Here is a 10,077-nt window from a genome sequence, read left to right as displayed (position 1 = left end):
GAAGCCCGAGGTCATGTAGAGCTTGCCGTTGGCATAGGCCAGGCCGCCGCCGAAACCCTCGCGGTCGCGCCTGTTGTCGCCGGGGCGCATGTTGATGCGCCAGACCTGCGCGCCCGTCTGGGCGTCATGGGCGGAGACGTTGGCCTGGGCGTCCATGACGAACACCTTGCCGGCTGCGGAGACCGGCGGGGCGGTGATCAGCTGGCCGTCTTTTGAGGCCATGCCGAAGCCGCGCCGCCACGCGATGGTCAGGCCCGGCGCGGCGTTCAGGTTGCCCGTCGCCTGTTCGGGCGTGCCGCCGGGCAGCGGCCATTCGGCCACGGCCTCCGGCGGCGGCAGGGCGAAGTCCACGCCCTTCAGCGCCTCGGCCGGCTCCAGCTTCTGGTCGGCGGTGACGATGGAAATGCGCTCACCCTCGGTGGCGACCTCCTTCGGCCCGCCCTTGCCGCCGAACGGGTTGAGCTTGCTGATCGTCGAGCAGCCGCTCGCGCCGAGCGCGGCGACCAGCAGGACGGCGAGGAGAGACTTGCGGCTGGGCGTCATTGCGGGCCGGGCGCCTGCGGTTGGCCCTGGGGCGCCAGCATCGGGGCGCCGCCGGGAGCGACCATCACCGGCGGCGGCAGGCTCTGGGCCGCCTTCACCGCGGCGGGCACGGCCTTGGCGGAGCCGGTGTCGATCAGGTCCATGGCCGCCTTGGCTCGCTGGCGTGCGCTTTCCGGCGCGTCCGGCAGCAGGGAGACGACGACGAAGTCGCTGCGCGCGCCGGCGGCGTCGCCCTTCATCAGCTTGGCGAACGCCAGCGCTTCGCGCGCCTGCACCCGATACGGATGACCATCTTTCATCAGCGGTGACAAACGCCCCTCCACTTCCGCGAACGGAGCGGTGTCGAGGATCGCGAAGGCGGATTTGAGGCGCGCGGCGTCGCCAATCAGATCGTCGGGCGCCGCCGCGGCCGCCTGGTCGAACAGGCTCACTGCCGCCTTGACGTCCTCGGGCTTGCCGCCGGCGATCCTCGCAGCCCCAAGCTGCATCAGGGCCAGCGACTTGTAGGCCTTGGAGGGCGACTTGGCGACCTCGCCCCACAGCTGCACGGCCTTGGCCTGGTCGCCCTGCGCCAGGGCGGCGAGCGCGGTGGCGTATTGCTCCGAGGCCGTGCCGGTGACCTGCTGGTTGTACTGCTGCCAACCCCAGACCCCGAGCGCGGCCGCCAGCGCGGCCGCGGCCAGGGCGAGCACCCACGGCGCGGCCTTGCGGACAAGCGTCCGGTAGCGGTCGGAGCGTAGCTGCTCCTCGACCTCTTCAAACAGATCGGTCAATCGGGGACTCCGGACAGAATTTGGCGCCGCGTTTCAGAGGCCGGGAACCTATAGCGCGCCGCCTCGCGCCGCAACCGATCCTCCCCAACGCAGAAGGCGGGCCGCGGCGGCGGCGAAAGAGCTCAGATTTCGCCAATCACCCGGGTGAGCACGAAGCCCATCATGACCACCGCCATGGCCGCCGCGGCCCAGACCACGGCGCCGCCGCTGGAAACCGCCGCCATCCAGTCCGTGCCGGTGGAGATGTGGTTGATGCTGGAGGACAGCAGGCGCGCGGAGTCCCCGGCCGTCTCCACGCGCTGGAAGACGTTGGACACCATCAGCTGGCTCGCACCGATTATCCCGCCGACCACGCCCGCGGCGCCGATCAGCCAGCGGCGCGCGGTCCAGCCGGCGTCGAGCCTGCGCTCCACCCGAGTGGCGAACGGGCCCGCGTCGGGCAACTCCGGAGCCTCGGCGAAAAGCCGCTCGAGACGGCGCTCGAACTCGATCTCAACCATTGCCGCGCCTCCCTTCAAGAGCTGCGCCGTCGCCCGGCGCCAGTCGCGTTCTGAGTTTTTCCAGACCACGTTTGACATGGGATTTGACCGTTCCAAGCGGCAGGTTCAAGGCCTCTGACGCCTCACCGTGAGAAAGTCCGGCGCCGAAGCACATAGTCACGCAAAGGCGCTCCGCTGAACCCAGCGCCTGCAATGCGCCTTCCAGGTCGATGGCGGCGTCGGCGTCGCTGCGCGGGGTTTCGCCCTCGACCGTCTCGGCAGTCATCGCGCCCAGCCTGCGGTCGCGCTGCAGGCGGCGCAGGTAGAGCCTGGCCGCAATCTTCTTCACCCACCCGGCGAAGGTGCCCTCCCCGCGGAATTCCGAAATGCGCTCGAAGGCGGTCAGGAAGGCGTCCTGCGCCACGTCGTCAGCCTCCGCGCCTTGTGCGCCCATCCGGCGCAGCACGCCGCGCACGGCCGAGCCGTGCCTGCGCACCAGCTCTCCGAAGGCGCGCCGCTCGCCGGTCGCCGCGAGGCCGCAGAGCTCGACGTCGTGCTGGCTGGCGAACCGTGAATTTCCTGAGCCCGTCATGGGCTGTTCCCCCGGCTGCGCCCGCGTCTAAGCCTTGGTCCGGTTGATGAGGCCGAGCACAATGAAGGCCAGGCCGATGAACCCGGGGAAGGCGGCGCAGGCCACCAGCGGGAAGACCGCATCCGGTTCCTCGAAGCCCAGCGCGATGCCGAAGGCGGCGAGGCCGATGGCCACGCCCAGCCAGATGACGCCGATCCGCAGGTCGCGCCCCGGCGATGGCGGCGTGCGCATGGTGCGGACGTTGGAGGACATGGCCTCGACCACTTCCGGCGGCAGCGGTTGGCCCTTCTCGATGGCCAGCCGCAGGGTTTCCTGGAGCTTCTGCCGTTCCTTGCTGCGCAGGTAGGCCGGCACCAGCACCAGGGCGGCCACCAGCAGGAAAGGGCTGAGCGGCACCAGGATCCAAATGACTTCCAAGGTCTTCTCCTCTCTCGATCGTCGGCAGGCCGTTCCGGCCCGTCTCTGATGAGGAAGAGGCCTAGGCCGCGGCCGTCAGATGCAACCTATAGCGTGAAATCTTGGTCATGATTCCAGGCCCAGCGCCGAACCGGCCCGGCCGCCGAGGATCATCGCCGCGCAGGCCGCCAGCGCCACGGCGCCCAGCGCCGGCGCCAGTCCCTGCGAGATCGCCACCAGCGCCGGCTGCAGGACGGGCCAGAGCGCCCAGAGCGCACCACCGCCCAACAGGCTCGCGGCGGAAAGCAGCGCCACGTCCTCCTGGAACCGCCGGCGCATCACCTGCTCCATCACGGCCATCGAAAAGGGGGCGTCGAAGGCCGCCGGTTCGTCCTGCGCGAACAGGGCCTTCAGCCGCTCGTCAGCCTGCTTCATCGCACACTCCCAACGCTTGCAGGAGCCGCGCACGGCCCCGCGATACATGACTCTTCACCGTGCCGAGCGGCATGGCCAGCGCCTCGGCCGCCTCCGCATGGCTGAAATCCGCCGCCAGGCAAAGCGCGACGCAGGCGCGTTGTTCCGGCGGAAGCCCGGCCATCGCCGCCTCCAGCGCCAGTCGGTCCTCCGCAGCCGCCTCCGACGGCGGCGGCCGATCCGCCTCGTAGCGCACGGCCCGCGCCCGCTCGCGCCCCGCCGAACGCATGGCCGTCAGATGCTTGTTGTAGCCGATGCCGCACAGCCAGGCGCGCACGCTGGCCCCGGCCTTCAGGCGGCCGATCCGCGACCAGGCGGCGAGAAAGGTCTCCTGGGCCAGGTCGTCGGCCGCCGCCCAATCGCCGCAGGCGCGGCGCAGGAAGGCCCGCAGCGCCTGCTGGTGCCGCTCCACGAGCCGCGAGAAGGCCTCGGTCGATCCGCCCTGGGCGGCGGCGACCAAAGCCTCGTCGAGGCTCGCCGGGCTCATCTGTCGCGGTGGGTAGACGACAACACCGCGAACACCAGGTTGCCGAGCGCCACGACGGTCAGGATCACCGCCACCAGGCGGAGCGGACCGTCGGCGCCCGGCCAGTCGGACCAGTCCGAAGCCCACCAGAAGCCGGCCGCGATGGCGCCGGTCACGAACACGCTCCGCCACTGCCAGTAGGGGCCCCAGCGGTAGTAGTGGCGGTAGGCGCGGCGCATGTAGCGCGGGTGCATCCAGTAGCCGCCGTAGCCGTAGCCCGGATAGCCGGCCTGCCCGTCGTCGGCCACGTCCTCGCTCACGCCGCGCACCAGTTCGGGTGGCGGGTCCTTACCCTTCTCGGCATAGGACCTCAGCAGGTCCAGGTGGTCGCGGCTGCGTTTGTAGGCCAGCCAGCGGTCCCAGGCCCCGAACACGAAGGCGCCGATCGGAAAGAGCAGCCACCAGTAGCTGCGGAAGATGGTTTCCATGAGCTTCAGCTCCCTGAACCCGCGGCGGCCGAGAGATTGCCTGCACCGCCTTTGCCCCTAGTCGCCGCCGACCGGCCGATCGGATGCAGGCGCCGAGCCTAGTCCCTGCGCGCGCCCCTCGCCATGTAGGCCGCGTAGTCGGCTGCGTAGCGGGCGAAGGCGCGGGTGGCCTCGGCCTCCGCAGGGTCCACAGGGGCGCCGGATTGTGCGGTGTCGCCCTTGCGCACCGCGGCGGCGCGGGCGATCAGGCCGCGCCAGGCGGGGTCCAGCGCGCCTTGCGCCCAGGCCATGCTGGCCTTCTTCGAGGAAACCGCGCCGGTCGCGAGCGTGTGCAGCATCCGGCAGAACAGCCCGACCCAGAAGGCCTGCCAGGCCACCAGATGCATCGGCTGCAGGTCGAGGGACAGCACGAGCTCCATGGTTCGCCGCACTTCGGCCCGGAGCGCCTCGGGCGGCACGGGATCGATCAGCGCGCGTGGATGCGGACCGGCCAGGACCACGCCCCTTTCCCGCAGGCACCAGCGGACCACCTGGGTGTTGTCGTGCTCCGACCGCACCAGGGTCTTGGACCCGTGGTCCAGGTACCAGAACGGATAGGCCCGCGCCGGACTGCCGGACCTGCCCGGATCACCCCAGTCGGCCCTCGCGGCTCGCCGGGTGGATCCCGCGGCGTCTCGCTGCAGCGGCGCAGGATGGAGGCCGGGGCGTAGGAGCCTTCGAGGCCCGTGCGCCAGTAGGCGTAGGGCATTTGGTGGATCGCCGCGTGCAGCGCCTGGAACGGCGGCAGTTCGTCCCGCGTGATGTCGCGCGCCGTGACGATGATGAAGTCGCAGTCGCTGAACTCTGTGAAGTCGCCGACCGCGAAGGAGCCCTGCAGATAGGCGCCGACGAAGTTGTCGCCGAGCAGGCCTCGCGCGCCCTCCACCAGGTGGGCCAGGACGGCGTTCAGGTCGGCATAAGGCGTGGGCTGGACCGGGTTCAGGCCCGGGTCTTTCGGTGTGGGCATCGGAGCATCCGGTCGCCGACCTGGGCGATGGCTAGCCGAGCCGCGCGGCATAGGTCTCCGGCTTGAAGCCGACGATCAACCCGCCCTCGATCTCCAGCACCGGCCGCTTGATCATCGAGGGCTGGGCCAGCATCAGGCCGATGGCCTTGGCCTGGGTGAGGTCCGCCTTTTCGGCGTCGGGAAGCTTGCGGAAAGTCGTGCCTGCGCGGTTCAGCAGCACCTCCCAGCCCACCTGCCCGGCCCAGCCCTCCAGCCGGCCGCGGTCGACGCCCTGGGTCTTGTAGTCGTGGAAGGCGTACGCGACGCCGCGGCCCTCCAGCCAGGCGCGCGCCTTCTGCATCGTATCGCAGGCCTTGATCCCGTAGATCGTCACCGGCTGCGCGATCACGCCATCCCCGGAGCCGCGCCAGTGGGCGCGAGCCCTGGCCGATAGGCCCGCGTCGCCAGGTATCCCAACACGACGAACAGCAGCAGGGTCGCGCCCTGCGCCGCGGCGAAGGCCGGCTCCTTGCCGGTCGGCGCCAGGACGTGCAGCGGGGCGATCTTGTCGAACGCCTGCACGACCAGGACGAAGCAATTTAGGTAGAGCGCGAGGACGGCGGTGACCACATAGACCGGCCGCCAGACGCCGACGAGTTTGCGGCCGTAGAGCGCGAACAGCGCGACCGCCAGGACCACCAGCGAGATCACGCCCACGATGTGCGGCGGGCCGATGGCCTTGGAGTGGAAGAAGAAACCGGTGACGCTGGTGAGGACGGTGGTGAACAGGAACACCGCGGTCAGCAACTCCAGCTGGCGGTTTCCGATCATCGCGAACAGCACGGCCAAGCCGGAGACGATCGCGACCAGGCTGATGATGACATGGAGCGTGGTGAACGCCCCGACCGACATTCCGAGGATCATGGCTCTCGTCCCCCGAGATTTCCCCGCCCGCCTTTCGGACGGACTCCGACGTTATCACGCCTGCCGACCGCCAGACAGGGCAGGTTCAGCCGGCCAGGGCCCAGCGTCCCAGCACCTCGTGGCGGCCCTCGCCATGGATGCTGTCCAGCAAGACGAACTCCCGAACCCGCCAGCTCACCGGTTCGATGAACGCCTGCGGGGCCTCTATCCGGTCGCGCAGCAGAGTGAGATGAGGTTCGAAATCGCGCTCTCGCGGATGCACGAGGCGGGCCTCTGCGAGGACCCGGTGGATGGCTTCATGGAGCGCAAAGGCCCCCGCCACGCCTTCGTCGCCCCTCAGGACCAGCGCCCGCTGGCCGCCGCCGCGGCCCCAACTGCCCAGCCGATTGAAGGAAATCACAAACGGCCGCGCAGAAATCGTCCCGCAGGCTGCCACGGCCTTGGCGATCAGTCGCTGCGGCGGTTCCCGATGGCCGCCCAGGCCATTGAGGGATGTGTGGAGTCTTTCCCGCGGCGTCGGCCAACCCGTCATGCCATGACGCAAACGCTCCCCTTGCGCCAGACGATGGATCCCATCTGCCGCCGCCTCCGTCGGACGAACAGCGAAGAAGATCTTATGGCGAGCGGAGCCGTCGGCATCCGACACCGGGCTCAAAGAAAACAGGTCTGACACCGCCGCGCCGTCTTGCCTGCAGCGCGGAACCGCCGCGCCTCCTCAGCTCATCAGTTGAAACCCAAGGGTCGCGGCGGTCAAGAACAAACACGGAACTCCAACCACGGCCCTTCGGTCTCGTTCGACGGCCTACAGGTCCCAGCGAGCCATTGCCGGCGCGCAGTCTATGTCGCAGACTCGTGTTCGGCAGACCGCGAAATCGTCGAAGTCCCCATAGGGCGCGGCCACCACTGATCGCAGAGGAGCCGACCATGGTCGCCGCATCCCGATCCCTTCTACGAGCAGCCATTCTCTGGGCGGCGCTGATAGGCCCGCTCGGCCTCGCCGCCGCCGCGCCGCCGGCCGCGGAGGCGTCGTTCCTGGCCGAGAACAAGGCCGCGATGGGCAGGATGATGGCCGGCATGGACGCCAAGCCCACCGGCGACGTCGACGCCGACTTCGTGGCGATGATGATCCCGCACCATCAGGGCGCCATCGACATGGCGCGGGCGGAGCTGCGCTACGGCAAGAACGAGCAGCTCCGGCGCATCTCCCAGGGGATCGTGATCCAGCAACAGCAGGAGATCGCGGCCATGCGGCTCGCGCTGAGGGAACCGCGGCCGCCCTCGACCCCGGCGCCAGACCAACCCTCGCCGAGCCCGAAGTGAAACACGCTTCCCGCCTGGCCGCCCTCTCGTGCGCCACCGCGCTCGCGGCGGGGTCATCCGCCTTCGCCGGCCAGGCCCCCGGCGCCGCCGCCGACCCCGACGTGCCGATCAGCCATCGCGACCGTGTGTACGCCGCCGAGCAGTTCTCCAACACCGTCTCGGTCACCGATCCGGCCGACAACCGGCTACTGGGGGTGATCCGCCTGGGCGATCCGCAACCCGGCAACTTCAGCCCGCTCTACCGCGGCCAGGTGCTGGTCCACGGCATGGGGTTTTCGCCTGATCACAGGACGCTTGCCGTGGTGTCGATCGGCTCGAATTCGGTGACCTTCATCGACACCGCGACCAATGCGGTGAAACACACCACCTATGTGGGCCGCTCGCCGCACGAGGCTTTCTTCACCCGCGATGGGAAGGAGGTCTGGGTGACGGTGCGCGGGGAGAACTACGTCTCGGTGCTGGACGGCGCGACTTTCGAGGAGAAGGCCCGGATCGTCACCCCGGGCGGCCCCGGCATGACCATCTTCTCGCCCGACGGCCGCTACGGCTACGTCTGCTCGTCCTTCAATCCCGAAATCGACGTGGTCACCGTCGCCGACCACCGGGTCGTTGGCCGGGTGGCCCAGCCCAGCCCGTTCTGCCCCAACATCGCGGCCTCCCCAGACGGCAAGCAGATCTGGATCACGCTGAAGGACGTCGGCAAGGCCATGGCCTTCGACGCCCACCCGCCCTTCGCGGTGCTGAAGACCTTCGACACCGGCCCCATCACCAACCACGTCAATTTCGTCCGCAACGCCAAGGGCCAGTTCGCCTATGTGACGGTCGGCGGGCTGAACGAGGTGCAGGTATTCCGCACCGACGACTTTTCCAAGGTCGCGACCATCCCGGTCGGCAAGCTGCCGCATGGCCTCTGGCCGTCCGGCGACGGTTCGCGGATCTATGTGGGGCTGGAGAACGCCGATGCGCTGGCGGTCATCGACACCGCCGGCAACAAGGTGATCGCCAACGTGCCGATCGGCCAGGCGCCGCAGGCCTTGGCCTACGTCGCCGACGCGGTTCCGCAGGGCGATGGCTTGCAGAACCTGCAGCCGATCGGGGTCGCCGGCCAGGCCGCCCACCTCCTCCTGGCGGCGCCCGGGCGGCCGGACGCCGCGCCCACCAGCGTTAGCCTGTTCGATCAGGGCCTCATCCAGGTGCTGCAAGCCTCGGCCACCGGCCTCACGCCAAAAGCATCCTATGTGCTGGGCCTGACCGACCGGCCCGATGGCGGCGGCACGATCCAGCCGCTTGCGGCCTTCACCACCAACCCGGCCGGCGCGGCGATCGTCAACGCGGTCGGGCCCATCCGCCAGTTGGTGCAGGTCGGAGGCGGGGGGCCTCGCCGCTATCTGGTGATCGCGCCCGGAACGCTTGAAAGCCTCGGTGCTGCGGTGCAGGTGCAAGCCCAGGATTCAAGCGGGCGTTAGGGAGAGCGGCTCCGGGCGAACGCGATTTCGACCGGCGCAGCGCTGGATGCAGTCCGCCGAGCGGGCAACGCCGTGTGAACCGCTTCGATGGGCGGACTTGAAGGGACTGAGGTTCATCGGCATGGCTGCGGCGTCGAGCGTTCGGCGCACGACGGATATCGCCTTCGCTCGCGCCGATATCAGCCAGCGCCCCTTGTATGAATGCGGGCATATATCGACGGTCGGCGGCCTGATCCGCGCCGGCCTGGGGGTTAGTGCGCTCCCTGCGAGCACCTTACCGATGATCGGATCCTCAGAAGTCAGTAGCCGGCCGCTTATCAACCCGACCATTAGTCGAAAGATCGGCATCGTGACCTTGCGATCCCGAACCCTGTCGCCATCGGCAGAGGCGTTGATCGGTCGACTCAAAGACGCCGAATGGTCCGATCGGAGTCACGGCGCATTGCAGGCCGCCGGCCCTGAGTCAGCATGCGGCGAGTTGCTGTAATTGGGTTTCAGCCCACAAGCAGGCGTCGGCAACGTCAGCGACGGGGAATTAGCGAATCTCGGCGGGGTAGCTGGTCGTGTCCGCCGACACCAACGCGCGGGCCTACTCCATGATTAGGTCAATCTAGTTGTGGCGGCGGCCTAGACCGCTAGCGGTCCCGTCCGGCAGGGCCCTACCCGCGAGCGCGTCTCGCATGTGCTTTCGCGACTGGGCTGAGCCGGGATCGCCCCTAAGGATTCAGATTGAGCAGCGCCGGATCGCCGCCCTGGGCGGCGATGTTGACGCTGAGCGCGCGCTCGACGGCGTAGCGCAAGAGCGCGTTGGGGCCGCCGGCCTTGGGGCCGGTGCCGGAAAGGCCCTCGCCGCCGAACGGCTGGACGCCGACCACCGCGCCGATCATCGAGCGGTTGACGTACGCGTTGCCGGCCGGGACCGCGGCGCGCACCTGCTCGGCGAAGGCCTCGATGCGGCTGTGCACGCCGAGCGTCAGGCCGTAGCCCGCCGCCGCCAGCGGCGCTGCGGCGGCCTCGAGGTCGTGGGCGTCGTAGCGGACCACGTGCAGGATCGGCCCGAACACCTCCTTCTGCAGGAAGGCGGCGGAGGGGATCTCGGCGAGCACGGGGCCGAAGAAGTGGCCGCCGGTGGGCGCGGCGAGTTCGTGCAGGACCTTGGCGTCGCGGCCCA

At 69.5% G+C, this 10,077-nt stretch carries 16 protein-coding genes and 1 pseudogene; 3 read left to right on the top strand and 14 right to left on the bottom strand.

Annotated elements, in window-relative coordinates:
* From JWP28_RS19075 to JWP28_RS19015, 13 genes and pseudogenes are all read right to left on the bottom strand, one after another.
* Positions 1–543: pseudogene (locus tag JWP28_RS19075) on the bottom strand (dehydrogenase); the annotation flags it as partial.
* Positions 540–1,316: a tetratricopeptide repeat protein gene (locus JWP28_RS19070; RefSeq protein ID WP_299545439.1), complete on the bottom strand. Its 777-nt coding sequence runs from the start codon at positions 1,314–1,316 to the stop codon at positions 540–542. The gene JWP28_RS19070 and the pseudogene JWP28_RS19075, both read right to left, overlap by 4 nt.
* A 122-nt stretch (positions 1,317–1,438) precedes the next feature.
* Positions 1,439–1,816, bottom strand: a complete 378-nt coding sequence (locus tag JWP28_RS19065; protein WP_299545438.1) for a hypothetical protein — start codon at positions 1,814–1,816, stop codon at positions 1,439–1,441.
* A complete protein-coding gene (locus tag JWP28_RS19060; protein WP_299545437.1) occupies positions 1,809–2,387 on the bottom strand; it encodes a sigma-70 family RNA polymerase sigma factor in 579 nt (192 codons plus the stop codon). Before JWP28_RS19060 ends, JWP28_RS19065 begins: the two co-directional genes overlap by 8 nt.
* A gap of 27 nt (positions 2,388–2,414) precedes the next feature.
* Complete coding sequence (locus JWP28_RS19055) at positions 2,415–2,804, bottom strand: DUF6249 domain-containing protein (protein ID WP_299545436.1); 390 nt, start codon at positions 2,802–2,804, stop codon at positions 2,415–2,417.
* Between the two features lie 105 nt (positions 2,805–2,909).
* Positions 2,910–3,218, bottom strand: a complete 309-nt coding sequence (locus tag JWP28_RS19050) for a hypothetical protein (protein ID WP_299545435.1) — start codon at positions 3,216–3,218, stop codon at positions 2,910–2,912.
* Complete coding sequence (locus tag JWP28_RS19045; RefSeq protein WP_299545434.1) at positions 3,205–3,744, bottom strand: RNA polymerase sigma factor; 540 nt, start codon at positions 3,742–3,744, stop codon at positions 3,205–3,207. Before JWP28_RS19045 ends, JWP28_RS19050 begins: the two co-directional genes overlap by 14 nt.
* The gene (locus tag JWP28_RS19040) at positions 3,741–4,211 is read right to left on the bottom strand and encodes a hypothetical protein (RefSeq protein WP_299545433.1); all 471 of its coding nucleotides are present in this window, start codon (positions 4,209–4,211) and stop codon (positions 3,741–3,743) included. Before JWP28_RS19040 ends, JWP28_RS19045 begins: the two co-directional genes overlap by 4 nt.
* Positions 4,212–4,309: 98 nt before the next feature.
* Complete coding sequence (locus JWP28_RS19035) at positions 4,310–4,711, bottom strand: aminoglycoside adenylyltransferase domain-containing protein (RefSeq protein WP_299545432.1); 402 nt, start codon at positions 4,709–4,711, stop codon at positions 4,310–4,312.
* Positions 4,678–5,217 carry a nucleotidyltransferase domain-containing protein gene (locus tag JWP28_RS19030; protein ID WP_299545431.1) on the bottom strand — a complete coding sequence of 180 codons (540 nt, stop codon included), beginning with the start codon at positions 5,215–5,217 and terminating at the stop codon, positions 4,678–4,680. Before JWP28_RS19030 ends, JWP28_RS19035 begins: the two co-directional genes overlap by 34 nt.
* Positions 5,218–5,248: 31 nt before the next feature.
* Complete coding sequence (locus JWP28_RS19025; RefSeq protein WP_299545430.1) at positions 5,249–5,605, bottom strand: ArsC family reductase; 357 nt, start codon at positions 5,603–5,605, stop codon at positions 5,249–5,251.
* The gene (locus tag JWP28_RS19020) at positions 5,602–6,120 is read right to left on the bottom strand and encodes a hypothetical protein (protein ID WP_299545429.1); all 519 of its coding nucleotides are present in this window, start codon (positions 6,118–6,120) and stop codon (positions 5,602–5,604) included. The genes JWP28_RS19025 and JWP28_RS19020 overlap by 4 nt, the downstream gene beginning before the upstream one ends.
* 85 nt (positions 6,121–6,205) lie before the next feature.
* The gene (locus JWP28_RS19015; RefSeq protein WP_299545428.1) at positions 6,206–6,793 is read right to left on the bottom strand and encodes a 2'-5' RNA ligase family protein; all 588 of its coding nucleotides are present in this window, start codon (positions 6,791–6,793) and stop codon (positions 6,206–6,208) included.
* A gap of 251 nt (positions 6,794–7,044) precedes the next feature.
* Between JWP28_RS19015 and JWP28_RS19010 the strand changes: the two genes are divergently transcribed.
* From JWP28_RS19010 to JWP28_RS19000, 3 genes are read left to right on the top strand one after another with little or no spacing between them, the layout of a single operon-like run.
* The gene (locus tag JWP28_RS19010; protein ID WP_299545427.1) at positions 7,045–7,440 is read left to right on the top strand and encodes a DUF305 domain-containing protein; all 396 of its coding nucleotides are present in this window, start codon (positions 7,045–7,047) and stop codon (positions 7,438–7,440) included.
* Complete coding sequence (locus tag JWP28_RS19005) at positions 7,437–8,906, top strand: YncE family protein (protein WP_299545426.1); 1,470 nt, start codon at positions 7,437–7,439, stop codon at positions 8,904–8,906. Before JWP28_RS19010 ends, JWP28_RS19005 begins: the two co-directional genes overlap by 4 nt.
* Positions 8,907–8,952: 46 nt before the next feature.
* Positions 8,953–9,393 (top strand): LysR substrate-binding domain-containing protein, encoded by a 441-nt coding sequence (locus JWP28_RS19000; RefSeq protein ID WP_299545425.1) that lies wholly within the window; start codon positions 8,953–8,955, stop codon positions 9,391–9,393.
* A 229-nt stretch (positions 9,394–9,622) separates the two neighbouring features.
* Here JWP28_RS19000 and JWP28_RS18995 read toward each other — a convergent pair.
* Positions 9,623–10,077: aldehyde dehydrogenase family protein (locus tag JWP28_RS18995; protein ID WP_299545424.1), on the bottom strand; the 455-nt coding region annotated here is incomplete at its 5' end.

It is taken from the genome of Phenylobacterium sp., assembly GCF_028290885.1.
GTDB lineage: Bacteria > Pseudomonadota > Alphaproteobacteria > Caulobacterales > Caulobacteraceae > Phenylobacterium.
Note: the sequence above shows the minus strand (reverse complement) of the source record. Positions and strands in the feature narration are given on the sequence as shown.

What these genes read in the sequence shown, in the direction of transcription:
- JWP28_RS19065 (WP_299545438.1), bottom strand. Translation starts at nt 1,816, where the DNA reads ATGGTTGAGATCGAGTTCGAGCGCCGTCTCGAGCGGCTTTTCGCCGAG.
- JWP28_RS19060 (WP_299545437.1), bottom strand. Translation starts at nt 2,387, where the DNA reads ATGACGGGCTCAGGAAATTCACGGTTCGCCAGCCAGCACGACGTCGAG.
- JWP28_RS19050 (WP_299545435.1), bottom strand. Translation starts at nt 3,218, where the DNA reads ATGAAGCAGGCTGACGAGCGGCTGAAGGCCCTGTTCGCGCAGGACGAA.
- JWP28_RS19045 (WP_299545434.1), bottom strand. Translation starts at nt 3,744, where the DNA reads ATGAGCCCGGCGAGCCTCGACGAGGCTTTGGTCGCCGCCGCCCAGGGC.
- JWP28_RS19040 (WP_299545433.1), bottom strand. Translation starts at nt 4,211, where the DNA reads ATGGAAACCATCTTCCGCAGCTACTGGTGGCTGCTCTTTCCGATCGGC.
- JWP28_RS19030 (WP_299545431.1), bottom strand. Translation starts at nt 5,217, where the DNA reads ATGCCCACACCGAAAGACCCGGGCCTGAACCCGGTCCAGCCCACGCCT.
- JWP28_RS19020 (WP_299545429.1), bottom strand. Translation starts at nt 6,120, where the DNA reads ATGATCCTCGGAATGTCGGTCGGGGCGTTCACCACGCTCCATGTCATC.
- JWP28_RS19010 (WP_299545427.1), top strand. Translation starts at nt 7,045, where the DNA reads ATGGTCGCCGCATCCCGATCCCTTCTACGAGCAGCCATTCTCTGGGCG.
- JWP28_RS19000 (WP_299545425.1), top strand. Translation starts at nt 8,953, where the DNA reads ATGCAGTCCGCCGAGCGGGCAACGCCGTGTGAACCGCTTCGATGGGCG.